The 23,069-nt window shown below is 61.1% G+C and carries 21 protein-coding genes; 9 read left to right on the plus strand and 12 right to left on the minus strand.

The window, feature by feature from the left end; genetic code table 11:
* Nucleotides 1–8: 8 nt before the first annotated feature.
* The 3 genes from ACIOWA_RS10270 to ACIOWA_RS10280 all read right to left on the minus strand — a co-directional run bounded on the left by ACIOWA_RS10270 (nucleotide 9) and on the right by ACIOWA_RS10280 (nucleotide 4,078).
* Nucleotides 9–1,565: a collagen-like triple helix repeat-containing protein gene (locus tag ACIOWA_RS10270; protein WP_401159651.1), complete on the minus strand. Its 1,557-nt coding sequence runs from the start codon at nucleotides 1,563–1,565 to the stop codon at nucleotides 9–11.
* 303 nt (nucleotides 1,566–1,868) lie between these two features.
* The gene (locus tag ACIOWA_RS10275; protein ID WP_401159654.1) at nucleotides 1,869–2,723 is read right to left on the minus strand and encodes a MaoC family dehydratase; all 855 of its coding nucleotides are present in this window, start codon (nucleotides 2,721–2,723) and stop codon (nucleotides 1,869–1,871) included.
* Nucleotides 2,724–2,725: 2 nt separating this feature from the next.
* Nucleotides 2,726–4,078, minus strand: coding sequence for a 3-oxoacyl-ACP reductase (locus ACIOWA_RS10280; protein WP_339431879.1), 1,353 nt, complete (start codon nucleotides 4,076–4,078; stop codon nucleotides 2,726–2,728).
* Nucleotides 4,079–4,249: 171 nt separating this feature from the next.
* Between ACIOWA_RS10280 and ACIOWA_RS10285 the strand changes: the two genes are divergently transcribed.
* The 3 genes from ACIOWA_RS10285 to ACIOWA_RS10295 all read left to right on the plus strand — a co-directional run bounded on the left by ACIOWA_RS10285 (nucleotide 4,250) and on the right by ACIOWA_RS10295 (nucleotide 8,088).
* Entirely contained in the window at nucleotides 4,250–5,527 is a 1,278-nt protein-coding gene (locus ACIOWA_RS10285; RefSeq protein WP_339464630.1) for an acetyl-CoA C-acetyltransferase, read from the plus strand.
* A gap of 232 nt (nucleotides 5,528–5,759) precedes the next feature.
* Complete coding sequence (locus ACIOWA_RS10290; protein ID WP_339431881.1) at nucleotides 5,760–6,656, plus strand: PA4780 family RIO1-like protein kinase; 897 nt, start codon at nucleotides 5,760–5,762, stop codon at nucleotides 6,654–6,656.
* Between the two features lie 223 nt (nucleotides 6,657–6,879).
* Nucleotides 6,880–8,088 (plus strand): MFS transporter, encoded by a 1,209-nt coding sequence (locus ACIOWA_RS10295; RefSeq protein WP_401159658.1) that lies wholly within the window; start codon nucleotides 6,880–6,882, stop codon nucleotides 8,086–8,088.
* Here ACIOWA_RS10295 and cueR read toward each other — a convergent pair.
* The 3 genes from cueR to ACIOWA_RS10310 form a co-directional block, all read right to left on the minus strand.
* A complete protein-coding gene (gene cueR / locus ACIOWA_RS10300) occupies nucleotides 8,042–8,455 on the minus strand; it encodes a Cu(I)-responsive transcriptional regulator (RefSeq protein ID WP_339431883.1) in 414 nt (137 codons plus the stop codon). The genes ACIOWA_RS10295 and cueR overlap by 47 nt on opposite strands.
* Nucleotides 8,452–10,845, minus strand: a complete 2,394-nt coding sequence (locus tag ACIOWA_RS10305) for a heavy metal translocating P-type ATPase (protein ID WP_401159662.1) — start codon at nucleotides 10,843–10,845, stop codon at nucleotides 8,452–8,454. The genes cueR and ACIOWA_RS10305 overlap by 4 nt, the downstream gene beginning before the upstream one ends.
* Nucleotides 10,846–11,039: 194 nt before the next feature.
* Complete coding sequence (locus ACIOWA_RS10310; RefSeq protein WP_221734181.1) at nucleotides 11,040–11,423, minus strand: hypothetical protein; 384 nt, start codon at nucleotides 11,421–11,423, stop codon at nucleotides 11,040–11,042.
* A gap of 148 nt (nucleotides 11,424–11,571) precedes the next feature.
* Here ACIOWA_RS10310 and ACIOWA_RS10315 point away from each other — a divergent pair, with 148 nt between their 5' ends.
* Complete coding sequence (locus tag ACIOWA_RS10315) at nucleotides 11,572–11,769, plus strand: cation transporter (protein WP_221734180.1); 198 nt, start codon at nucleotides 11,572–11,574, stop codon at nucleotides 11,767–11,769.
* An 89-nt stretch (nucleotides 11,770–11,858) separates the two neighbouring features.
* Nucleotides 11,859–13,061 (plus strand): multidrug effflux MFS transporter, encoded by a 1,203-nt coding sequence (locus tag ACIOWA_RS10320; RefSeq protein ID WP_339431885.1) that lies wholly within the window; start codon nucleotides 11,859–11,861, stop codon nucleotides 13,059–13,061.
* Between the two features lie 7 nt (nucleotides 13,062–13,068).
* On the opposite strand, the gene ACIOWA_RS10325 is transcribed toward ACIOWA_RS10320, so the two are convergent.
* The 3 genes from ACIOWA_RS10325 to ACIOWA_RS10335 all read right to left on the minus strand — a co-directional run bounded on the left by ACIOWA_RS10325 (nucleotide 13,069) and on the right by ACIOWA_RS10335 (nucleotide 14,747).
* Nucleotides 13,069–13,242, minus strand: a complete 174-nt coding sequence (locus tag ACIOWA_RS10325) for a hypothetical protein (RefSeq protein WP_339431886.1) — start codon at nucleotides 13,240–13,242, stop codon at nucleotides 13,069–13,071.
* A 165-nt stretch (nucleotides 13,243–13,407) separates the two neighbouring features.
* Complete coding sequence (locus tag ACIOWA_RS10330; RefSeq protein ID WP_401159666.1) at nucleotides 13,408–14,421, minus strand: zinc-binding alcohol dehydrogenase family protein; 1,014 nt, start codon at nucleotides 14,419–14,421, stop codon at nucleotides 13,408–13,410.
* Nucleotides 14,422–14,453: 32 nt separating this feature from the next.
* The gene (locus ACIOWA_RS10335; protein WP_339431888.1) at nucleotides 14,454–14,747 is read right to left on the minus strand and encodes a putative quinol monooxygenase; all 294 of its coding nucleotides are present in this window, start codon (nucleotides 14,745–14,747) and stop codon (nucleotides 14,454–14,456) included.
* A 120-nt stretch (nucleotides 14,748–14,867) separates the two neighbouring features.
* Between ACIOWA_RS10335 and ACIOWA_RS10340 the strand changes: the two genes are divergently transcribed.
* The 3 genes from ACIOWA_RS10340 to ACIOWA_RS10350 all read left to right on the plus strand — a co-directional run bounded on the left by ACIOWA_RS10340 (nucleotide 14,868) and on the right by ACIOWA_RS10350 (nucleotide 18,357).
* Nucleotides 14,868–15,797 (plus strand): LysR family transcriptional regulator, encoded by a 930-nt coding sequence (locus tag ACIOWA_RS10340; protein WP_221734175.1) that lies wholly within the window; start codon nucleotides 14,868–14,870, stop codon nucleotides 15,795–15,797.
* Nucleotides 15,798–16,113: 316 nt separating this feature from the next.
* Nucleotides 16,114–16,845: a helix-turn-helix transcriptional regulator gene (locus ACIOWA_RS10345; protein ID WP_339431889.1), complete on the plus strand. Its 732-nt coding sequence runs from the start codon at nucleotides 16,114–16,116 to the stop codon at nucleotides 16,843–16,845.
* A 129-nt stretch (nucleotides 16,846–16,974) separates the two neighbouring features.
* Nucleotides 16,975–18,357: an MFS transporter gene (locus ACIOWA_RS10350; protein WP_339494004.1), complete on the plus strand. Its 1,383-nt coding sequence runs from the start codon at nucleotides 16,975–16,977 to the stop codon at nucleotides 18,355–18,357.
* 115 nt (nucleotides 18,358–18,472) lie between these two features.
* Here the strand turns inward: ACIOWA_RS10350 and ACIOWA_RS10355 are convergent, their stop codons facing one another.
* From ACIOWA_RS10355 to ACIOWA_RS10365, 3 genes are all read right to left on the minus strand, one after another.
* Nucleotides 18,473–19,426: an adenosine deaminase gene (locus tag ACIOWA_RS10355; protein ID WP_401159671.1), complete on the minus strand. Its 954-nt coding sequence runs from the start codon at nucleotides 19,424–19,426 to the stop codon at nucleotides 18,473–18,475.
* Nucleotides 19,427–19,506: 80 nt separating this feature from the next.
* Entirely contained in the window at nucleotides 19,507–20,472 is a 966-nt protein-coding gene (locus ACIOWA_RS10360) for an isopenicillin N synthase family dioxygenase (protein ID WP_401159674.1), read from the minus strand.
* Nucleotides 20,473–20,601: 129 nt separating this feature from the next.
* Entirely contained in the window at nucleotides 20,602–21,675 is a 1,074-nt protein-coding gene (locus ACIOWA_RS10365; RefSeq protein ID WP_339431893.1) for a BMP family ABC transporter substrate-binding protein, read from the minus strand.
* Between the two features lie 286 nt (nucleotides 21,676–21,961).
* Here ACIOWA_RS10365 and ACIOWA_RS10370 point away from each other — a divergent pair, with 286 nt between their 5' ends.
* A complete protein-coding gene (locus tag ACIOWA_RS10370; RefSeq protein ID WP_401159678.1) occupies nucleotides 21,962–23,053 on the plus strand; it encodes a calcium:proton antiporter in 1,092 nt (363 codons plus the stop codon).
* The last annotated feature ends 16 nt before the right edge of the window (nucleotides 23,054–23,069 follow it).

The following is a 23,069-nucleotide window of genomic DNA, read 5'->3' on the forward strand; positions in this document are numbered from 1 at the left end:
GGTGCAATTCAGAGGTTCTTGCCGCTCAAGGCGCCCGTCAGGCCACCCAGAACACCGCCCAGACCACCGGTGGTGCCGCCGCTGGCGGTGCCTCCGTTGACCAGACCGCCAGCGGCAGTGACGACACCGCCGACGTTGCTGACCAGGCCCCCGACAGCGGTGGTGACCGGGTTATTAGTGGCGGCAATCGCACCGCCGAGATTGCTCACCGCGCTGCCGGCCTGGCCGGTGAGGCTGGCCACAGGACTGCCCAGACCCGTGGCGGCGCCCACCTGTTGCGTCAGGCCGGTGACTGCGCTGGTGACCGGGCTGAGTGCGCCGCCGACATTGTTGCCGAGCGCGGCCAACGGCGCGGTGGTGGAAGTGATCGGACTGCCCGAGCCACCGAGGACAGTGTTCAGCGAGGCGACAGCATTGCCCAGCCCGCCCGCCGTCACGCCACCGGCACTGACCGCGCCATTGGTGCTGCCGGCGTTCAAGCCTGTGCCCACGTTGACGACGGCGCCGCCGACCGTTTGCAGCAGGCCAGTACCGCCCAGGCCACCACCGAGACCGCCAAGGCCACCACCCACGCCGCCACTGGAACCGGTGCCGTTGGACACCAGGCCGCCACCCTTGCCGGCAGCGGTGCCTACGTTGCTCAAAGCACCGCCGAGGGTGTTGCTCAGCGCATTGCCATTGCCGGCACCAGTCACCTTGTCGCCGACACCGTCAACGGTGCTGCCTACTTTCTGGATCACGCCTTGGAGTGGGTCACCCAGGCCGGTGGCATCGCCGACTTTGTCGGTGGTGCTTTCGACCATGGCGATCACTGGTACCAGACTGCTGCCGAGTTTATTGGTCAGTTGGCTGGTCGGGCCGTTGCTGAGGGTGGTGTTGAGGGTATCGCCGAGCATGGTGACTTTCTGGCCGACACCGTCGAGCACCGGTGCGACTTTGGTGACCACGCCACCGACCACTGGAACGCTGCTGGTCGCGGTCGCCAGTTTGCCACTGAGGTCGGACACGCCGTCGCCGACATCCTGCACCACGCCACCGACCGAAGCCACGGTGGTGGTCAGGCCGTTAGGGTCGGTGGCGAGTTTGCCGATGCCGTTGGTGACGCCGTCACCCAGGGTCGTGACCACATTGCCGGCGGTTCTTGCCGCGCTCTGCACGACGCCACCGACCACAGGAGCGGTGCTCAAAGAGTCGCCAATCTGGCCGACGCCATCACCGAGGCCACTGACGGTTGTGCCGACATCCTGTACGAGGGTGGTGGTCACCAGTCGTGCGGCGGGCGGATTGGTCGGGGTGGTCGGATCGGTTGGGTCAGTCGGATTGGTAGGGTTGGTCGGATCGGTGCCGCCCGTGCCGCCAGTACCACCGGTTCCACCTGTGCCAGCGGTATCACCGCTGCCACCGCTGCTACCAGTCCCGCCAGTGCCGGCGGTTGAACTGTCTGGCGAAGAACTGCCGGAGCTGCTGTGATGGCCGCCACCGCCGCTGCTGCAGCCAGCGAGACCAAGGGAGAGGATCAATGCCAGAGCGATTGCTGATTTGCACCACACGTCTTGAGTTTTCATGATTGAGATTCCTTGCACCTGGTACAACGTTCGTTGTCTTCGATGGCTTGCCGGTCTGTCGCTGGCAATGCCTCGTCCGTGGTGCCAATCTCGATCCGGGCGCTGATTCACGCCATTCTCTAGATGGTATTAACGCCTTTATATATAGGCTGTTCGCAGTGCCTAAGGACTAATACCCAAGCGATAAGCGCGCAAAAAAAAGCCTTGAAAATCAAGGCTTGGTGTTCTTCGAGTCAGGGCAAAAGCCGGAAGAAAACTTAAGTTATATATATACAATTTACGGGTGTTCCCCGGCGCATGAGGTCACCCCATCGGCTGCCAGTGCCCGACCATATGCTCCAGATTCTGCGTGCCGACCAACTGCAACTCTCCGCTGGAGCCCGCTGCTGTGGCGAGCAGTGTGACCTCGCTGGGCAGTCGCACCGGTTTGCGAAAGTACACGGTGATTTCAAGGTTGGCCTTGGGCAAGTGATCGGCCAGCGCCGCGAGCGTGCGCGCCTTGTTCCACAAGCCATGGGCGATAGCGGTTGGGAAACCGAACAGCTTGGCGCTGGGCGCACTCAAGTGGATCGGGTTGTAGTCGCCCGAGACCTTGGCATATTGCCGGCCGATGTCTGCCGGGGCTTTCCACTTCGCCACCTCCACCAGCGATTGCGAAGGCTCCCAGTGCTGCTCCAGCGGTTCGCCATCGAGCTTAACGCCGCGACAGAGCATCTGGCTTTCGGCTTCCCATAACGGCCCGAGTTGATCATCCAGCGTGGTCAACACATCGAACGTCGCGCCTTTGGGATGCGGTTGCAGATTGTGCACCCGCACGCTGATTTGTGCGCGACTGATCCCGCCCATCGGCCGCAACACACGAATGCGGTTGCGCAAATGAATCAGCCCCAGCAGCGGAAACGGGAAGTCCTTGGCCGTGAGCAATTGCATCTGCAACGCGAAGGCGAGGATGTGTGGATACGTTGGCGGCAACAGGCCGTCGTCGGCAAAACCGCAGACCTTGCGGTAGGTGGCCAGCCGTTGGCCATCGACATCAACGAAGCAACGCAAACCGCTGTCGGGTAATTGCGTGCCGGTGATCTTGCGTCGCGTCGCTGCCCGCGCATACAGCCCGGGAAGGCTCGGTTCACGGTCCAGTGTGTGCCATTCGATGCTCATGCCTAAGCCCCCAGAACACTTTGTCCACAGACCCGCAACGCCTGCCCGGTGAACGCGCCGGTACCCGGTTGCGCCAGCCACGCCACCGCCTCGGCGACGTCCTGCGGCAAGCCGCCCTGGCCCAGCGAGCTCATGCGGCGCCCGGCTTCACGCAGGCCAAACGGGATGTGGGCAGTCATCTGGGTTTCGATGAACCCCGGCGCCACGGCGTTGATGCTGATGCCGCGTTCCAGCAGCGTCGGCGCCCAGGCTTGCGCCAGACCGATCAATCCGGCCTTGCTCGCGGCGTAGTTGGTTTGCCCACGGTTGCCGGCGATACCGCTGATCGAGGCGAGCAAAACGATTCGCGCGTTGTCGTGCACAGTGCCGCTGTCGAGCAGAGCCTTGGTTAGCACTTGTGGCGCGTTGAGGTTGACCGCCAGCACGGCGTCCCAGAATTCCGGGGTCATGTTGGCCAGAGTTTTGTCACGGGTGATCCCGGCGTTGTGCACCAGAATGTCGAGGCCGTCGGGTAGCTGTTCGATCAGTTGTGCGCCAGCGTCTTCGGCGCAGATGTCGAGGGTAATGCTTCGCCCGCCAAGGCGCGCGGCGAGGGCGTCGAGATCAGTCTTGGCCGGCGGCACGTCAAGCAGGATGACGTCAGCACCGTCGCGGGCCAGGGTTTCGGCGATGGAGGCGCCAATGCCTCGCGCAGCACCTGTCACCAAGGCTTTGCGTCCAGCCAGTGGCCGTGTCCAGTCGGTGACCGGTGTCGCACAGGCGGTCAGGCGAATCACCTGCCCGGACACGAACGCACTTTTCGGCGAAAGGAAAAACCGCAGCGGACCTTCCAGTTGATCTTCGGCCCCTTCGCCAACATAGATCAACTGCAGCGTGCCGCCGCTGCGCAACTCTTTGGCCAGCGAGCGGGAAAACCCTTCGAGTGCCCGTTGGGCGCTGGCGGCGAACGGATCTTCCAGGGTTTCCGGCGCTCGGCCAAGCATCACCAGATGGGCACTGTGCTCAAGATTTTTCATCAACGGCTGGAAAAACTCGCGCAGTTGCTTGAGGTGGTCGGTGTGCTGCAAATGACTGGCGTCGAACACCACGGCCTTGATTTTCGGGCCATGGCCGGGAATCCACGCGGTGGCCATCGACGGTTCGGTGCCATAGCTGTAGATCGCATCGGTCAGGCGGTTGGCGAACGCATTGACGCGCTCAGTCAACGGCCCGCCCCCGATCAGCAGTGCACCATCCACCGGCCGCAGGCGGCCGCCCTGCCAGCGTTCCAGCCGCACCGGCGACGGTAGGCCCAGAGCCCCGACCAGACGATGGCCGATGGACGAATTGGCGAAGTCGATATAGCGGTCAGACATGGAACGCTCTCCAGAAGTTGGGGTTCAAAGTGTGGACTACCCACGGCAATCAATCGTTCGATCCAGGCAATAAGGCCTACGCTAGAACAGCAGAGTAGTTTGCCCAGGCTGTTTTGTTGCCGGCTCCCACAAGGTTCCAGGTGAAACAGGATATTCAATAAGGAGTTTTTCATGAGTCAGTTGCGCCGCGTCGCGATCATCGGCGGTAACCGTATCCCTTTCGCCCGTTCCAACGGCCCGTACGCCACGGCCAGCAATCAGGCGATGCTCACCGCTGCCCTCGAAGGCCTGATCGAGCGCTACAACCTGCACGGCCAGCGCATGGGCGAGGTGGTGGCAGGCGCGGTGCTTAAATTGTCACGGGATATGAACCTGACCCGCGAGTGCGTACTCGGCTCACGTCTTTCGCCGGCTACGCCTGCCTATGACATCCAGCAAGCCTGCGGCACGGGCCTTGAGGCCGCGTTGCTGGTGGCCAACAAAATCGCCCTCGGGCAGATCGATTGCGGCATCGCCGGCGGTGTCGACACCACCTCGGATGCGCCGATCAGCGTCAACGAAGGCCTGCGCAAAATCCTCCTGCAAGCCAATCGCGCCAAAACCACGGGTGACAAACTCAAGGCTTTCCTGCAACTGCGGCCCAACCATTTGATCCCGGAGTTTCCGCGCAATGGCGAACCGCGCACCGGCCTGTCGATGGGCCAACACTGCGAATTGATGGCGCAGACCTGGAACATTGCTCGCGAAGATCAGGATCAACTGGCGCTTGAAAGTCATCACAAGCTCGCCGCGTCCTACAGCGAAGGCTGGCACAACGACCTGATGACGCCGTTCCTTGGCCTGACTCGCGACAATAATCTGCGCCCGGACCTGACCCTGGAAAAACTCGCCTCGCTGAAACCGGCCTTCGAAAAAAGCGCCAAAGGCACGCTGACGGCGGGCAACTCCACACCGCTGACCGATGGAGCCTCTGTGGTCTTGCTGGGCAGTGAGGAATGGGCGAAGGAACGTGGTTTGCCCATCCTGGCCTACCTGCGCGATGGCGAGGCGGCGGCGGTGGATTTCGTCAACGGCGCCGAGGGCCTGTTGATGGCGCCGGTGTATGCGGTGCCACGGTTGCTGGCGCGTAACGGCCTGACCCTGCAGGATTTCGACTACTACGAGATTCATGAAGCGTTTGCCGCGCAGGTGTTGTGCACGCTAAAGGCCTGGGAAGATCCCGAGTACTGCAAAACCCGTTTGGGGCTCGATGCGCCGTTGGGCTCGATAGACCGCAGCCGTCTCAATGTGAAGGGCAGTTCGTTGGCGGCCGGGCACCCGTTTGCCGCGACAGGTGGGCGGATTGTCGCGAATTTGGCGAAGTTGCTGGACGCGGCTGGCAAGGGCCGGGGGCTGATTTCGATTTGTGCGGCGGGTGGACAGGGGGTTACCGCTATTATCGAGCGTTGACGCCCATTTCACCGTGGGAATGGCGTCATGTCAGATTCTGTCGCAAATGCCCTCAACGCCATTTGCCAATATTCATGACCGGCTCCGCTATGATTGGCCGCGGTCGATTTTCCGGCACAGTGTGTGCATCTTCAACGTTCACAGGTCGGCACCCCCTCCCCGAGATGCGAGGATTGCCGTATAACGAGTGACATTCGCGTGTTTGGTAATAAAGGACCCACAATAAAAGCTGATGAAGACTCCAAAACGCATTGAACCCCTGATCGAGGACGGTCTGGTCGACGAAGTGCTGCGTCCACTGATGAGTGGTAAAGAAGCAGCTGTTTATGTGGTGCGCTGTGGCAATCAGTTGCGTTGCGCAAAGGTCTACAAGGAGGCGAACAAACGCAGTTTCCGTCAGGCGGCCGAGTATCAGGAAGGCCGCAAGGTGCGCAACAGCCGACAGGCTCGCGCCATGGCAAAAGGCTCCAAGTTCGGTCGCAAAGAGACCGAGGATGCCTGGCAGAACGCCGAGGTGGCGGCACTGTTCCGTCTGGCCGGTGCCGGGGTGCGAGTGCCCAAGCCGTACGACTTCCTCGATGGCGTGCTGTTGATGGAGCTGGTGGCCGACGAATTTGGCGAGGCCGCGCCGCGTCTGAATGACGTCGTGCTGGAGCCCGATCAGGCCCGCGAGTATCACGCGTTCCTGATTTCGCAGATCGTGCTGATGTTGTGTACCGGTCTGGTGCACGGTGACCTCTCCGAGTTCAACGTGCTGCTGACACCGACCGGCCCGGTCATCATCGACCTGCCGCAAGCGGTGGACGCGGCGGGCAACAACCACGCGTTCAGCATGCTCGAACGTGACGTTGGCAACATGGCTTCGTACTTCGGCCGTTTTGCGCCGGAGTTGAAGAAGACCAGGTACGCCAAGGAAATGTGGGCGCTGTACGAAGCCGGCATCTTGCACCCGGGCAGCGTGCTGACCGGCGAGTTCGACGATCCGCAGGATCTGGCCGACGTCGGCGGGGTGCTGCGTGAGATCGAAGCGGCGCGGCTGGACGAAGAGCGCAAGCAAGCGATTCGGGCAGCCGATGATGAGCCCAAGGGCAAGTCAGAGGAACCACCGCCACCACCGTGGATGCAATGATCGTTTAGAAAAACCGGCTTCGGCCGGTTTTTTGTGCCCGCCCCATTCTCGCCTGCACCGAAGTTCCCCTGTGTGCGGGCTGGCTCGCGAAAGGGGCGTGTCAGTCGTCATCAATGTTGCCTGATACAACGCGTTCGCGAGCCAGCCCGCTCCCAAAGGTTCTATGGTGTTGCTCCAATGTGTATGGGAATCTTGTTCGCCTGCGCGCACTCAAGGACTGAATGTGACCCCTCCTCGCAACGCCCACCTGATCATCACTGCCCGGCTGATCTCCGATTTCGGCGCCTTCCTCAACATGGTCGCGCTGGCCACTTACGTCTACTTGCTGAGCAACAGCGCCATGAGCGTGGGGATCTTCCTCGCCAGTCGCGTCGGTGGCGGGATTTTCGCCAGTCTGATCGGCACGCGGTTTTACCGACGCTTCAGCGGGCGTGTACCGCTGATCGCGTTCGATCTGTTACGCGCCGCTGTGCTCGGTTTGCTGTTGATCGTGCCGGTCGCTCAGCAAGCGTTGCTGTTGCCGTTTATTGCGTTCGGCCTGGGCCTGGGCAATTCGATGTTCGCCATCGGCCTCAACAGCCAGTTGCCGCGTTTGATTCCTCAGACGCAGTTAATCAAGACCAATGCCTGGATCACCTCGGCCTCGTCGGCGGCGATGGTCGGCGGCAGTCTGGTCTCGGGGTTATTGGTGGCAGGCTTCGATTTTGAAACGGTGTTCGCCCTGAATGCGCTGACCTATTTGCTGGCGGCTTTGTTGATTGTGCCGCTGCGTTTCGCCCCATCGACCCTCAATGAAGCGCCTGAACGCGGCGAATGGTCAGCCCTCAAGCAAGGTCTGCGCAGTGCCCCGGTGATTGCCGCGATGCTCGCCGTGACGATGGCCGACACCTTGGGCAGCGCCGCGCACAACGTCGGTTTCCCGATCATTTCCAAACTGCTGTCGCCCGATTCGGCCAGCACAACCCTGGGCTTGATGCTCGCGGTGTGGGCCAGCGGCAAGCTGCTCGGCGCACGGATCGCCAGTCGCCTCAAAGGCTCGGACAACAGCCATCTGGAGCGGCGGTTTTTCTTTGGCGTGGCGCTGATGTCCTGCGGGTTCATCCTGATGTTCCAGCAACACAGCCTTTTGGGATTGTTGCTGTTTTCATTGCCGGCGGGATTGGGCGACGGCTTTTCCGAGGTCGGTCTGCTGTCGCGTCTGCAACGTGAGCCCGAACACCTGCGCCTGCCGATCTTCAGCTTTTTGACCTTGCTGCAAATGACCGGCTTCGGCGTGGGTATGCTGATCGCCGCCCCGTTCTATGGGTGGTGGACGCCGGGGGCTGTGGTCATGCTGTTTCACGGCATTCCCTTGGGCACGTTGCTGGCGGTGAAAGGGCTGGCGATCAGGCGCGAGCGGGTTGCGCGCAGCAGCCCGACGCCAGTTCCTTGAGGATCGGGCAATCGGGGCGATGGTCACCGTGGCAGTGCTCGACCAGATCCTGCAGGGTGTCGCGCAACTGGCCAAGCTCGCGGATCTTGTGGTTCAACTCGTCGATGTGCTGACGGGCCAACGCCTTCACATCGGCACTGGCCCGTTGGCGATCCTGCCAGAGGGTCAGCAGTTTGCCGACCTCTTCCAGTGAAAAGCCCAGGTCCCGCGAGCGCTTGATGAACGCCAGCGTGTGCAGATCATCGTCGCCGTAAATCCGATAGCCGCTGTCGGTGCGATGGGCCGCTTTAAGCAAACCGATCGACTCGTAATAGCGGATCATTTTCGCGCTCAGGCCACTGTGCTTGGCTGCTTGGCCGATGTTCATCGGTGCTCCTCCAGATCCTTGGGCTTCCAGGTTTTCAACAGTAGCGCATTGCTCACCACGCTGACGCTCGACAGCGCCATCGCCGCGCCGGCCAACACCGGGTTGAGGAAGCCGAACGCTGCCAACGGAATGCCGACCAGGTTGTAGACGAAGGCCCAGAACAGGTTCTGGCGGATCTTCGCGTAGGTCTTGCGGCTGATGTCCAGCGCCGCCGGCACCAGCCGTGGATCGCCGCGCATCAGGGTGATGCCCGCCGCATGCATGGCCACGTCGGTGCCGCCTCCCATGGCGATGCCGATGTCGGCGGCGGCGAGAGCCGGGGCGTCATTGATGCCATCGCCGACCATGGCGACGACGCCGGTTTTCTTCAGTTCGGTGACGGTGGCGGCTTTGTCGGCTGGCAGTACCTCGGCGTGCACGTTTTCAATGCCCAAGGCCTGGGCCACCACGCGGGCGCTGCCACGGTTGTCGCCGGTCAGCAGATGACTGTGGATGCCTCGTGCGGCCAGTTGTTGCACCGCTTCCAGTGCCCCGGGTTTCAACGTGTCACCGAAGGCAAACAACCCGAGAATACGCGGCTCGGGGCTTTGTTCAATCAGCCACGACAGGGTGCGGCCTTCGGCTTCCCAGGCTTTGGCGGATTCGCCCAGAGTCCCGGCGTTTAAACCGTTGTCTTCGAGCATCCGCCGATTGCCCAGCGCCAGACGCCGACCTTCGAAAGTGCCGGCAATGCCGCGACCGGTCAGCGATTGGCTGTCGCTGACGTCGGGCACCGTCAGATCACGTTCGGCAGCGGCGTCCAGCACGGCTTTGGCCAGCGGATGTTCACTGCCGCGTTGCAGGGCGCCGGCCAGTTTCAGCAGGGTGTTTTGATCACCGTCGACCGCGTTGAAATGCGCGATGCGTGGCGCGCCGGAGGTCAGCGTGCCAGTCTTGTCGAACACCACGCTGCTGACTTCATGGGCGCGTTCCAAGGCTTCGGCGTCCTTGATCAGGATGCCGTGACGCGCTGCCACGCCGGTGCCGGCCATGATGGCGGTGGGCGTGGCGAGGCCCAAGGCGCAGGGGCAAGCGATGACCAATACGGCGACCGCGTTGATCAGCGCGGTTTCCATCGGCGCGCCGTACAGCCACCAGCCGATCAGCGTTGCCAGGGCCAAAACCAACACGGTTGGCACAAACACTTGGCTGACTTTATCCACCAGTTTCTGGATCGGTGCTTTCGCCGCCTGAGCGTCTTCCACCAGACGAATGATCCGCGCCAGTACGCTTTCGGCGCCCAGGGCGGTGGTGCGCACCTGCAACCGGCCTTCCCCGTTGATCGCGCCACCGGTGACCTTGTCGCCGGGTTGTTTCGGCACCGGCAGGCTCTCACCACTGATCAGGGCTTCGTCGGCGTGGCTCTGGCCCTCCAGCACTTCACCGTCGACCGGGAAGCGCTCGCCGGGTTTGACCAGAACCACGTCGTTCAGATGCAGGGCGCTGATGGCGACGTCCTGTTCGCGACCGTCGATCAATTGAATCGCCCGTTCCGGACGCAAGGCTTCGAGCGCGCGGATGGCGCTGGCGGTCTGGCGTTTGGCGCGGCTTTCCAGGTATTTGCCGAGCAACACCAGGGCGATGACCACCGCCGATGCTTCGAAGTACAGGTGCGGCATGCGCCCGGCAGCGGTGGCCCACTCGTAAAGGCTCAAGCCATAACCGGCGCTGGTGCCAAGGGCGACAAGCAAGTCCATGTTGCCGGCGCCGGCGCGGACGGCTTTCCACGCCGCGATATAGAAGCGTGCGCCGAAAATGAATTGCACCGGAGTAGCGAGAGCAAATTGCGCCCAGGCGGGCAGCATCCAATGAATGCCGAACGGTTGCAGCAGCATCGGCGCCACCAGTGGTAGGGCGAGGGCGATCGCACAGATCAGCGCCCAACGTTCGTGTTGCAGGTGTTGATGCTGTTTGTCGGTTGGCGGGTGTTCGGCTTGCCAGACGCTGGCCGAATAACCGGCCTTGCTCACCGCGTCGAGCAGGGTTTGCTCATCGACCTGCCCAAGCAGCTCAAGGTGGGCGCGCTCGTTGGCCAGGTTGACGCTGACGCTTTTCACCCCGGGAACTTTGTTCAGGGCGCGTTCGACGCGACCCACGCAGGACGCGCAGGTCATGCCGTCGATGCTCAGTTCGAGTGTCTGCTGCGGCACGCTATAGCCGGCGCGCGCTATCGCGTCCATCAAGGCCGGCAGACTGTCGGCGGGGGCCTGGACGCGGGCCTGTTCGGTGGCGAGATTGACACTGACGGCACTGGCGCCGCTGACTTTGCTCAAGGCCCGCTCGACACGTCCGGCGCAACTGGCGCAGGTCATGCCGGCAATCGGCAGATCGAAAGTGATGGATTCGGACATCGGTCGTACTCCCTGTAGAGGATGCCTACAAGGATCAACCTTGCCATGCGGGCAAGGTCAAGCGCCAATCGGCACGATGTCGCAGGGCAAAAAAATGCGAGCGGGCTGGCTCGCGAAGGGGCGTGACATTCAAGGTCTTTGTTGAATGACACAACGCTTTCGCGAGCCAGCCCGCTCCCACATTCTGGACGGGCTTAATATTCGAGGGCGGCGGGCCGCAGGTACAAGCCTTTGGCGGATGAGGCGATACGGTACTTCACCACATCGCCAGCCTTGAGCGAGATCTCCTGCGCCGGTGGTGCCAGCATGCCGGGCTGACAACCCGATACTTGACCTGGCTCCAGTTTCAGACGAATCGAAAAAGTACCATGGGGCAGGTTGAACGAGGTGGACTGCTCTTGAAGCAGTCGCCCTGCAAACTGATCCTGGATGTACACGCCAATCTCGCAAGACGTCGGCACTTCCAGACGCTCGCGCGAAATGATCAGAACGGCGTAGTCCTCCCCGGTCGCGTTGGCCTGAGGCAGGAAGGCGAAGAGGCTGAGCAAGCCAAACAGGCTGAAAGCTGACCAGCGCATGGCTGAATCTCCTGAATTTAGGTCATTGATGCACGCAGCTTGGCCGAGCGCGGCGCCGATTGCCAGCCCGGCCGTTTATTCAAGAACTTGACCTTGTCACCATGGCAAGCTCAAAACTGCTGGCAACCTCACTCAAAGGAGTCATCCCATGCAAGTGTTCAACGTTCAAGGCATGTCCTGCGGCCACTGCGTCAAAGCGATCACCAACGCGGTGCAAGCCAAGGATCCGGCGGCCGTTGTGCAGGTTGATCTGGCAGCCAAAGAGGTCGGTGTCGACAGTGTAATGACGGCCGATCAGGTGATCGCCGCCATCAGCGAGGAAGGTTACGCCATCAAACTCGTCTGATTTTTAATAGTTAGCGAGCTATCGGAATGTTCAAGGCGTCCGGGCGCGGCTAAACTGTCGGGCTGCCGACTTGCCAACCTGGATGCCTGATGAACTTCCGTACCATTCTGATTCTCGGTGCCTTGACCGCCTTCGGTCCCTTGGCGATCGACTTTTATTTACCTGCGTTTCCCTCCATGGCGCTGGCATTCGCTACCGATGAAAAACACGTCCAGATGACGCTGGCCGCGTACTTCCTTGGTCTGTCGATTGGCCAACTGGCTTACGGCCCGGTAGCGGATCGCTTTGGTCGACGGGTTCCGTTGCTTATTGGTCTTGCGCTGTTCACGCTGGCGTCCCTGGCCTGCGCTTATGCGCCAAATCTGGAATGGCTGATCGGCGCACGCTTCGTGCAGGCGCTGGGTGGTTGTGCGGGGATGGTGATTTCTAGGGCGGTGGTCAGCGACAAATGCGATGCGGTGGGCTCGGCGAAGGTCTTTTCGCAGCTAATGCTGGTGATGGGCCTGGCCCCCATCCTGGCGCCGATGCTCGGCGGCCTGCTGGTCAACACCACGGGTTGGCAGTCGATCTTTCTGGTGCTGACCGTTTTCAGTGCATTGGCCGGCTTGGCGGTGGCCCTCGGTCTGCCGGAAAGTATGCCGGCGCATATACCGCGCCAACCGTTGTCCGGTGCCTTGCGCCAGTATGGACGCCTGTTGAAGGATCCGGTTTATATCGGCCATGCCCTGACTGGCGGCATCGCCATCGCCGGGATGTTTGCCTACATTGCGGGCTCACCGTTCATCTTTATCAAACTGTATGGCGTGCCGGCGGAGCATTTCGGCTGGCTGTTCGGCACCAACGCGGCGGGGTTCATTCTGGTGGCGCAAATCAATGCGCGGCTATTGGCCAAGCGAGGCCCGGCGTTTCTGCTGTCGCGCGCGGTCTGGGTTTATCTGGCCGCCGGTCTGACTTTGCTAGCGGTCGCGGCTTTGCACACCGAGGCACTGTGGCCGCTGCTGATCCCTTTGTTCATCTGTGTGGCCAGCCTTGGCTGCATCAGTCCCAATGCCGCAGCCTGTGCAATGAATGGGCAGGGTGGCCGCGCCGGCAGTGCGTCGGCGTTGCTCGGCTGCATGCAGTTCAGCGTCGCCGCTGGGGCTTCGGCGCTGGTGGGCGTGTTGCACGATGGCTCCGCCGTGCCGATGGCAATGGTCATCAGCCTGTGCGGTTTGTTGGTGGTGAGCGCCGCGATGCTCACCCGGCGTTTACAGAATGCCCGAACACTGGCGCAAGCCCGGGCCGAGGCATAAGAAAACCTCAACCGGCAGCGCGTTGCTGGCTGAGGTCGGGGATCTGATGGGGCGCGCAAATGCGCGCTTCGAGGGTGCGGATGAAGGCCAAGGCTTCGGCTTCACTGCGGAATGTCACGGCGTGCTGGTCCAGGCGAACCTGCCATTGAGACTTTGCCACTTCTTTTATCAGGATCTTCATTGCTGACCTCCCTTGCGTAAAAGATGTATCGCAGAGGCGTCGATTGTAGACCTGAATACGATCGCAATTGTGACAAGGATCAACTGTCAGACTGACGGCCCAAAAAATATCGCAGCCCCCGCCAGCCCGTTATTGGCGCTGCCGAAGACTGCGATTTTTTGCTGTTTAGAAACCTTCTAAAACAATTTTTCCCTTGGCTTTGCCGCTCTCCAGCAATTCATGCGCCCGACGCAGATTCGCCGCATTGATGCTGCCAAAGTACTCGCCAACCGTCGTCTTCAAGGTTCCGGCATCAACCAGTTCGGCCACGCGGTTGAGCAGGTTGTGCTGTTCGATCATGTCCGGCGTCTCGAACAGCGAGCGGGTGTACATGAACTCCCAGTGCAGTGACAGGCTCTTGCGCTTGAGCTTGGTCACGTCCAGCGACTTCGGATCGTCGATCAGCGCCAGCTTGCCTTGCGGCGCCAGGGCTTCGATCAGTTGGTCCAGGTGCTGCTCGGTCTGGGTCAGGCTGGCGACGTGGGTCACTTGGTTGATCCCGGCACGCTTGAGCGCTTCGCTCAGCGGCTGGCTGTGATCGATCACCAGGTCCGCGCCCAACTCGCTGACCCAATCGCGGGTCTGCTCACGGGAGGCGGTGCCGATCACGTTCAGACCGGTCAGTTGCTTGGCCAGTTGCGTGAGGATCGAGCCCACGCCGCCCGCCGCGCCGACGATCAGCAGGCTCTGGCCTTCGGCGGTTTTACCTTCGCGAATTTGCAGGCGTTCGAAGAGCAACTCCCACGCGGTGATCGCGGTCAGGGGCAGGGCGGCGGCTTCAGCGAAACCCAGGGATTTGGGCATGTGCCCGACAATTCGCTCATCCACAACGTGCCGTTCGCTGTTGCCACCCGCGCGGGCGATGGAACCGGCGTAGAAGACGTTGTCCCCAGCCTTGAACAGCGTCACTTCACTGCCCACAGCCTTGACCACTCCGGCCACGTCCCAGCCCAGCACTTTCGCCGCGCCGCCTTCAGGGGCGACGTTCTGGCGAATTTTGGTATCCACGGGATTGACCGAAATGGCTTTGACTTCCACCAGCAAATCGCGCGGGCCAGCCACCGGTTCCGGCAGTTCGATGTCTTGCAGGGATTTTGCGTCGCTGATCGGCAGGGAGGCGTAATAAGCAATGGCTTTCATGAGGGGCTCCGTAAAGGTAATAAAAGAAAGGTTCAGGCGATGCTGCCCAGACGTTTGAGTTCGAAGTGTTCGATGCACTGGCCGGCAGTGGCCTGGAAATTCTGAAAGTGTGCGCTGGCGTTGTGCGCTTGCAGGATGGCTTCGCTGGCCCAGTGTTCGATTACGTAGAACACCTGCGGGTCGGTCAGGTCGCGATGCAAGTCATACTGACTGCAACCGTCCTCGGCACGGCTTGGCTCTACCAGTGCGCGCAACGCCTGCTCAAGGGTGTCCTGCTGGCCGGGTTTGGCGGTCAGGGTGGCAATAGCAGTAAATGGCTGGGACATGCTCGGCTCCATAGAAGCGGGATGAATTCGATGGCGCAGATGATTGGCTATTTCTCTGCAAGATAAAACCGGCTAAAAGAGCAGTCTCTTTCAATATTTTTTTGATAGTCGAGGCTGTGGATGCTGCGTTTCGATGACTTGCAGTTGTTTGTTCGGGCGGCGGATCTGGGCAGCCTGTCAGCGGCGGCGCGGGTGATGGACATGTCCGCCGCGGTGGCCAGTGCGGCGTTGAAGCGCATTGAGCAGCAACTCGGCGCACGGTTGCTGGCGCGCTCCACGCGCAGTCTTCGCCTGACCGCCGAGGGTGAAGGCTTTCTCGAATACGCCCGGGCCGCGCTGAGCAACCTCGATGAGGGCCGACGTCTGTTGGCCAGCGGGCAGGAGCAGGTCAGCGGGGTCTTGCAGTTGTCGGCACCTTCGGATTTCGGGCGCAACCTGTTGTTGCCCTGGCTCGACGAGTTCCAGCGTGAACATCCGAAACTGACCGTACGCCTGTTGCTCGGCGACCGCATCGCCGACCTGTTTCGCCAGCCGGTGGACATCGCCCTGCGTTATGGCGAGCCGGAAGACTCCAGCCTGATCGCCTTGCCCATCGCCCCGCATAACCGCCGCGTGCTTTGCGCATCCCCGGCCTATCTGGCGCGGCACGGCGAACCGCGCCAACTCGAACAACTGGCTCAGCACAATTGCCTGTTGTACATGCTCGGCAGCCGGGTGCATGACCACTGGAGTTTTCACGACGGTAAGCGCGAAGTCGGTTTGACCGTCAGTGGCGATCGTTTCAGTGACGACGCCGACGTCGTGCGGTTGTGGGCGGTGGCCGGCGCGGGCATTGCCTACAAATCCTGGCTGGACGTGGGCGCCGATGTCCTCGCCGGGCGCCTCAAAGTGCTGTTGCCGGAGCTGCTTTGTGAGCGCGCTCCGCTGAATCTTTTGTGCGCACATCGCGCACAATTGAGTAAGCCGGTGAACCTGCTGAGGGAAATGCTCGCCAGCCGTTGCGCTGATTTGAGTAGTCAATTTCCCGTTTTCCAGAAACTTGATCATTAGTCGCAGGTAAATAGAGAAATTTCTGTCAGGAACAATCACCACACGTGCAGGCCGCGACGCGGGACGGGGCGTGCATCCCGCTTATACTAGCGCCCGCCTCATGCCAGTACCGAAACCCGGCCCGGACGACGTCACACCCAGCAGTCCCTGTTCAATTCAGGGCTGTGCAAGGGTGGCGGGTTCTATGCCGGAACATGTTGTGTCAATGGCCTGCCTTGCCCCGGCTCAGGGCGATTTTCACGTCTTGGCCGCCGACCCATTACTGGTCAAGATGTCTCCGAGCAGTAGACGATACGATTCCACAGGGAGTGAATACATGGAACATGCACCTTGCATCAGCCAGATCGCCACGTTGCTGGCCGACCCCAAGCGCAGCGCGATGATGTGGGCGCTGATGGACGGCTCGGCCCGGCAGACCGAGGAGCTAGCGCTACTGGCAGGACTGTCGCCGTCGTCGGCCAGCGCGCATCTGGCACGCTTGTCCACCGGCGGTCTGTTGAAGGTTGAAGTTCGTGGTCGCAAGCGGTTTTTCCGTCTTTCGGCACCGGAGGTGGGGGCGGCGATAGAAGCGCTGGCCAGCGCCACCATTGCCAGTGCTCCGCGGGAAGTCGCCGAAGTGTTCAAGCGCGCCACACCCATGGCCAAACCTCAGACGGCACCCTCATCGCTATTGCGCGCACGTTTTTGTGATGACCATTTGGGCGGCACGCTGGCTGCCGATCTGTACCAGCGACTGCTCGACGCCGGCTGGATCGAACAGCTTGAACAACGCGTGGTGGTGACCCATAAAGGCGCTAAACAGTTGGCCAGTCGCGGCGTGTTCATCCAGGCGCTGGCCCATCGCAACGTGCAGGTGGCTTGCGCTTGCCCGGACTGGAGCGAGCGTCGTCCGCACATGGGCGGTTCACTCGGTGCGGCATTGCTGCAGTTGTTCATGCAGTCCGGTTGGCTGACATTGCCCAATGATTCAAGAGCCCTGCAACTGACGGACACCGGCCAGCGGGAATTGCATCGATTTGCCAAGGAAACCGAGCTGGAGATGGCGTGATAGAGCATTCGAGATCGACGTCAGGCGTGTCGACGTCGTCTACGACTGCGAGCAGGTCGCATCCAGTACGGCCTCTGTATCACCATCGCGCACACTCAATCCGGGGATATTTCGGATGGGGGAGGCGATATGGACACTCAAGGCTTCAGCGCGGCAGAACGCTTGGAAAGACTGCCGATCAGCGGTTATCACCGGATCATTTTCATCATCATCGCCCTGGCGTTTTTCTTTGACTCCATGGACCTGGCGATGATGACGTTCCTGCTCGGCTCGATCAAAGCCGAGTTCGGCCTGAGCAGTGCGCAGGCAGGGCTGCTCGCCAGTTCGAGTTTCTTCGGTATGGTGCTCGGCGCGTCGTTGTCCGGCATGCTCGCCGACCGTTTCGGACGCAAACCGGTGTTTCAGTGGAGCATCGTCCTGTGGGGGCTGGCCAGTTATCTCTGCTCGACGGCGCAAACGATCGAGTCGCTGACGCTGTTCCGCATCCTGCTGGGGATTGGCATGGGCATGGAGTTTCCGATTGCCCAATCGATGTTGTCGGAGCTGATTCCGGCTCAGCGACGCGGGCGCTACATCGCCTTGATGGACGGCTTCTGGCCGCTGGGTTTTGTCGCGGCCGGGGTGCTGTCGTATTTCCTGCTGCCGCTGATTGGCTGGCGCGACATCTTTCTGGTGTTGGCGGTGCCGGCGGTGTTTGTGCTGGCGATCCGTTTTTTCATTCCCGAATCACCGCGCTGGCTGGAACAGGCCGGAAAACATCAGGCCGCCGATAAGGTCTTGAGCGGGATCGAAGCACGGGTGCGCGCATCGCTCGGTGGCGCCGCGTTGCCGTCACCGCTTCGTATACCGCGCACTGTGACGCCCCCGGGCGACTTCTTTTCGGCGCTCAAGCAGATCTGGTCGCCACAGTATCGCCAGCGCACAACGATGATCTGGAGTGTGTGGTTCTTCGCGCTGCTGGGTTTTTATGGCCTGACGTCTTGGCTCAGCGCATTGCTGCAACAGTCTGGTTTCGCCGTGACGCAGTCGGTGTATTACACGGTGCTGATTTCCCTGGGCGGGATTCCCGGTTTCCTGATGGCGGCGTGGCTGGTGGAACGCTGGGGACGTAAACCGGTGTGCATCGTCACGCTGCTCGGCGGGGGGGTAATGGCGTTTCTGTATGGGCAGAGCGCGGTGTTCGGCGGGAATGTGGCGCTGCTGATCAGCACAGGGTTGCTGATGCAGTTCTTCCTGTTTGGCATGTGGGCAGTGCTCTACACCTACACGCCGGAGTTGTATCCGACGTCAGCCCGGGCGACGGGCTCGGGATTCGCCTCGGCGATTGGTCGGGTGGGGTCGCTGCTCGGGCCTTTGGTGACCGGGCTGGTGTTCCCGGTGACCGGGCAGGGTGGGGTGTTTGCGCTGGGTGCGCTGTGCTTTGCGATTGCGGCAGGGGTGGTGTGGCTGTTCGGGATGGAGACGCGGGGCAAAACGCTGGAAGAGCTGACTGAAACACAAGTCGCAGGCTGAACATAAATGCCATGGTGGGAGCGGGCTTGCTCGCGAAGGGGGGGTGTCATTCAACAACCATGTCGACTGATACGACGCCTTCGCGAGCAAGCCCCACTTTAGCTCTTCAGTGTTGTTACGGTTTTACCAACCGTGCATCCAGGCTGTTCTGTGCCAGACGCTTGGCCTGATCCTGGGTCATGCCCAGGTGCTCGTGCAGCGCGTGGAAGTTCTCGGTCACGTAGCCGCCGAAGTACGCCGGGTCATCTGAGTTCACCGTAACCTTCACGCCACGCTCAAGCATGTCGAGAATGTTGTGCTGCGACATGTGATCGAACACGCAAAGCTTGGTGTTCGACAGCGGGCACACGGTCAACGGGATTTGCTCATCGATGATCCGCTGCATCAGGCGCTCGTCTTCGATGGCGCGCACGCCATGGTCGATACGCTGGATTTTCAGCAGGTCGATGGCCTCCCAGATGTACTCCGGTGGCCCTTCTTCACCGGCGTGGGCGACGGTCAGGAAGCCTTCGTGACGAGCGCGGTCGAACACGCGCTGGAACTTGCTCGGCGGATGACCCATCTCGGAACTGTCCAGACCGACAGCGACAAACGCGTCACGGAACGGCAGCGCCTGATCGAGGGTTTTCTGTGCTTCGTCTTCGCTCAGATGGCGCAGGAAACTCAGGATCAAACCGCTGGTGATGCCCAGTTGCTGCTCACCATCTTTCAAAGCGGCGGCGATGCCGTTTAACACCACTTCGAACGGGATACCCCGATCGGTGTGGGTTTGCGGGTCGAAGAACGGTTCGGTGTGAATCACGTTCTGCTCTTTGCAGCGCAGCAGATAGGCCCAGGTCAGGTCGTAGAAATCCTGGGAGGTGCGCAGCACGTCGGCGCCCTGGTAATACAGGTCGAGAAATTCCTGCAGATTGTTGAAGGCGTAAGCCTTGCGCAGGGTTTCAACGTCGTTCCACGGCAGGGCGATCTTGTTGCGTTCGGCCAGGGAGAACAGCAGTTCGGGCTCCAGCGAGCCTTCCAGGTGCAGGTGCAGTTCAGCCTTGGGCAGGGCGTTGAGCCAGTCGTACATAGTCTTTTCTCATCAGGTGCAATGACGGCATTCTACAGATGCTTGCCGAAACAATTGGCAAAACCTGACCAAGCGATCCATCAGATCGCCTCCTGTTCCCGCCGATAGGCGTAGGTATCGGCGAAGCGCGAGAGCAGGAATTCGGCGCAAGTAGTGGTCGGATATTTCGCCGGATGCTGTGCGTCCCGGCAACCGGGCAGGCATTCGATGCGCGTGTCCGGGTGTGGCTCGGCGAAGAACGGCATCGAGTAGCGATCCACGCCCAGCGGGCTGATCACCCGGTGCGGTGTCGAGCGATATCGGTCGTTGCTCCAGCGCGCCATCATGTCGCCGAGGTTGACCACGAAGGTGCCGTCAATCGGCGGTGCGTCGATCCATTGGCCTTTGACGTTCTTCACTTGCAGACCACCCGCCGCGTCCTGATAGAGCAGGGTGATGCAGCCGTAATCGGTGTGCGCGCCAGCGCCTTGTTGCTCGGCAGAGCTGGCAGTGTGGCGTGGCGGGTAATGGATCATCCGCAACACGCTGACCGGCTCATTGAAACGGCTGTCGAAGAAATCACGCTCAATGCCAAGGGCTATCGTCATGGCGCGCAACAAGGTTTGCGCGAGGGCCTGCATGTCGAGGTAGTGCTGCTCCATCAAGGGTTGCCATCCCGCTTGCTCAGGATGGCGGTTCGGCCCGCGCAAGGGTTTCTCCGCCAGCACGTCGGGATGATCGACCGGCAGATGCAGACCCATGTCGAACGTTTCTTTCAGGTCGCTGGGTTTGCTCGGGTCGAGTTGCTCGGTGGCGATGGCGCCGTAGCCACGGTGATGGCGGGTCTGGGTGATGTCGATCTTGAGTTTTTCTGGCGCCGGTTGCGCAAAAAAACGCTGTGCGTGGTCGAGCAGGGCGTCGATGCGTTGCGCCGAAACAAGATGACCCTTGATGTAGAAGAACCCCCACTCGCGGCAGGCCTGGTCGATCTGCTCGGCCACGGCGGGCCAGGCGTTTTGGTCGTCGCTGTAGAGCGGGCTGATGTCGATGATCGGAAGCTGATCCATACACAATCCTTGAAAGCACTGGAGAGCCAAACGTGACAACGGGCTTGCTCACGAAGGCGGTGTATCAGGCCATTGCGTATCGACCGACACGACGCCTTCGCGAGCAAGCCCGCTCCCACAGGTGTGCGCTTACTTCGGCATCTCGGCCTTCATGCCTTCCACGTAATAGTTCATCGAGGCCAGTTCTGCGTTGGTTGCGCTCACGCCCGCCGGGATTTTTTCGACCCCGGCCTGATCCTTGATCGGCCCGGTAAACGGCTTGAACGCGCCGCTCTTGATGTCGGCGATGATCTGCTCGGCTTCAGCCTTCACGGGCGCCGGCACCAGGTCGCTGATCGGCAGTTCAACCGTGCCTTCTTTCAAACCGCCCCAGTAGTCCTGGGATTTCCAGGTGTGGTCGATCACGCTTTGCGTCGCCTGAATGTAGTGCGGCGCCCAGTCATTGACGATTGAAGTCAGCACCGCTTTCGGCCCGAAGTGCGCCATGTCGGAGGCGTAGCCCACGGCGTACACGCCACGACGTTCGGCCGCTTGAATCGGCGCGGGGCTGTCGGTGTGCTGGAACACCACGTCCACGCCCTGATCGATCAGGGCGTTGGCCGCATCGGCTTCCTTGCCCGGATCGAACCACGAGTTGACCCACACCACTTTGATCTCGGTGCCTGGGTTGTACTTGTTCAGGGCCAGTTGAATAGCGTTGATGTCGCGGATCACTTCCGGAATCGGGAACGAGGCGACGTAGCCGATTTTTTTGCTCTTGGTCATCTTCGCCGCGAGGAAACCACCGACGTAGCGACCTTCGTAAGTGCGTGCCAGATAGGTGCCGAGGTTCTTGTCCTGCTTGTAGCCGGTGGCGTGTTCGAAAGTCACTTTGGGAAACTGTTTGGCGACTTTCAGCGTCGGGTTCATGTAGCCAAACGAGGTGGTGAATATCAGGTCGTACTTGTCCTTGGCCATGTTGCGGATCACCCGCTCGGCATCGGCACCTTCGGCGACGTTTTCCACAAAGTGGGTGGTGATCTGATCGCCGAATTTCTCGGCCAGTGCCTTGCGCCCCTGTTCATGCTGATACGTCCAGCCGTGGTCGCCGATCGGGCCGATATAGACGAAACCGACCTTCAGCGGATCGGCAGCGCTGGCGCTCAGACTGATCCCCAGACCGAGGACGGCGCACAGCAGTTTGTGCAGCGGACGTATTTGCATGAATTGGAGCTCCGTTTTGTTGTGTGTGGACAGCGTCAATGCAAATTGCTGACCAACAGGACAACAAACGTCTCCAAACCGCATAACGGCCTTCGCGAGCACGCTCGCTCCCACAGGGGAATGCATATCAATGTGGGCGCGGGCTTGCTCGCGAAGAGGTCGGCGCGGCCAATAAAAGTGCAACGAATGAAACGGCCGCCATTCACTGGTGCGCTAAGGTGTAACGAAACGTTAGCGCCGTTCCGCAGTCAGTAGCTCACTCGCACTCTCCGGCAAAAGGCCCGCCATGCTCACGATTCTCAAGCAAGAAAGCTTTCTACTGTTGGCGCTCATCGCCGCACTCGTCGCTTATCCACTGGAACACTGGCTGCTGCACAGCGGCCAGATCGTTGCCCTGGGCGCCGGGCTGGTGCTGATCGCGTTCATCGTCGTCGCCTCAATGCGCGTCGCCCACCACGCCGAACTGCTCGCCGAAAAAGTCGGCGACCCTTACGGCACGATGATTCTCACACTGGCCGCCGTGCTGGTCGAAGTGGTGATTCTGGCGATCATGATGAGCAACGAAGCGTCGCCCACTCTGGTGCGTGACACGATCTATTCTGCGGTGATGCTCGACATCAACGGCATCCTCGGCCTCGCGGCGCTGATGGGCGGGATCAAGCACGGCGAGCAGTCCTACAACGACGATTCGGCGCGCAGCTACAGCGTGATGATCCTCACCGCCATGGGCGTGTCGATGGTGGTGCCGGAGTTCATTCCCGAGGCTAACTGGAAGGTTTATTCGGCGTTCACCATCGGTGCGATGGTGGTGCTTTACACCTTGTTCCTGCGCATGCAGGTCGGGCCGCACAGCTATTTTTTCAGCTACAGCTACCCGGACAAGCGGCGCAAGAAAGAGCAGGTCGAACAGCAACCGAAACCGCTCAGATTGGGCTTGTCGATTGGCATTCTGGTGTTTGGTGTGGTGGTGATCGGCGCGCTGGCCGAGGTGATGTCGAAAACCCTCGATCTGGGCCTGGAGGGAACAGGGGCGCCGCCGGTGATCACGGCGATTCTGGTGGCGGCAATCTCGGCCGCGCCGGAAATTCTCACGGCATTGCGTGCGGCGCTGGCCAACCGCATGCAGTCGGTGGTCAACATCGCGATGGGCGCGTCACTGTCGACGGTGATCCTGACCGTGCCGGTGATGGAAGCCATGGCGCTGTATACCGGTCAGCCGTTTCAGATGGCGATGACGCCAGTGCAGACGGTGATGATCTTCATCACCCTGATCGTCAGTGCGATCAACCTCAACGACGGCGAAACCAACGCCATTGAGGGTATGACGCACTTTGTGTTGTTTGCGACGTTCATCATGCTGTCCCTGCTCGGGCTCTAGGAACACCACAATTCCA

The organism is Pseudomonas sp. NPDC087614, from assembly GCF_044743485.1.
Taxonomy (GTDB): Bacteria; Pseudomonadota; Gammaproteobacteria; order Pseudomonadales; family Pseudomonadaceae; genus Aquipseudomonas; species Aquipseudomonas baetica_A.

Excerpts from the sequence above, each read along its gene's own strand:
- ACIOWA_RS10270 (WP_401159651.1), bottom strand. The coding sequence starts at position 1,565 with ATGAAAACTCAAGACGTGTGGTGCAAATCAGCAATCGCTCTGGCATTG.
- ACIOWA_RS10275 (WP_401159654.1), bottom strand. The coding sequence starts at position 2,723 with ATGAGCATCGAATGGCACACACTGGACCGTGAACCGAGCCTTCCCGGG.
- ACIOWA_RS10280 (WP_339431879.1), bottom strand. The coding sequence starts at position 4,078 with ATGTCTGACCGCTATATCGACTTCGCCAATTCGTCCATCGGCCATCGT.
- ACIOWA_RS10285 (WP_339464630.1), top strand. The coding sequence starts at position 4,250 with ATGAGTCAGTTGCGCCGCGTCGCGATCATCGGCGGTAACCGTATCCCT.
- ACIOWA_RS10290 (WP_339431881.1), top strand. The coding sequence starts at position 5,760 with ATGAAGACTCCAAAACGCATTGAACCCCTGATCGAGGACGGTCTGGTC.
- cueR (WP_339431883.1), bottom strand. The coding sequence starts at position 8,455 with ATGAACATCGGCCAAGCAGCCAAGCACAGTGGCCTGAGCGCGAAAATG.
- ACIOWA_RS10305 (WP_401159662.1), bottom strand. The coding sequence starts at position 10,845 with ATGTCCGAATCCATCACTTTCGATCTGCCGATTGCCGGCATGACCTGC.
- ACIOWA_RS10310 (WP_221734181.1), bottom strand. The coding sequence starts at position 11,423 with ATGCGCTGGTCAGCTTTCAGCCTGTTTGGCTTGCTCAGCCTCTTCGCC.
- ACIOWA_RS10315 (WP_221734180.1), top strand. The coding sequence starts at position 11,572 with ATGCAAGTGTTCAACGTTCAAGGCATGTCCTGCGGCCACTGCGTCAAA.
- ACIOWA_RS10320 (WP_339431885.1), top strand. The coding sequence starts at position 11,859 with ATGAACTTCCGTACCATTCTGATTCTCGGTGCCTTGACCGCCTTCGGT.
- ACIOWA_RS10325 (WP_339431886.1), bottom strand. The coding sequence starts at position 13,242 with ATGAAGATCCTGATAAAAGAAGTGGCAAAGTCTCAATGGCAGGTTCGC.
- ACIOWA_RS10330 (WP_401159666.1), bottom strand. The coding sequence starts at position 14,421 with ATGAAAGCCATTGCTTATTACGCCTCCCTGCCGATCAGCGACGCAAAA.
- ACIOWA_RS10335 (WP_339431888.1), bottom strand. The coding sequence starts at position 14,747 with ATGTCCCAGCCATTTACTGCTATTGCCACCCTGACCGCCAAACCCGGC.
- ACIOWA_RS10340 (WP_221734175.1), top strand. The coding sequence starts at position 14,868 with ATGCTGCGTTTCGATGACTTGCAGTTGTTTGTTCGGGCGGCGGATCTG.
- ACIOWA_RS10345 (WP_339431889.1), top strand. The coding sequence starts at position 16,114 with ATGGAACATGCACCTTGCATCAGCCAGATCGCCACGTTGCTGGCCGAC.
- ACIOWA_RS10350 (WP_339494004.1), top strand. The coding sequence starts at position 16,975 with ATGGACACTCAAGGCTTCAGCGCGGCAGAACGCTTGGAAAGACTGCCG.
- ACIOWA_RS10355 (WP_401159671.1), bottom strand. The coding sequence starts at position 19,426 with ATGTACGACTGGCTCAACGCCCTGCCCAAGGCTGAACTGCACCTGCAC.
- ACIOWA_RS10360 (WP_401159674.1), bottom strand. The coding sequence starts at position 20,472 with ATGGATCAGCTTCCGATCATCGACATCAGCCCGCTCTACAGCGACGAC.
- ACIOWA_RS10365 (WP_339431893.1), bottom strand. The coding sequence starts at position 21,675 with ATGCAAATACGTCCGCTGCACAAACTGCTGTGCGCCGTCCTCGGTCTG.
- ACIOWA_RS10370 (WP_401159678.1), top strand. The coding sequence starts at position 21,962 with ATGCTCACGATTCTCAAGCAAGAAAGCTTTCTACTGTTGGCGCTCATC.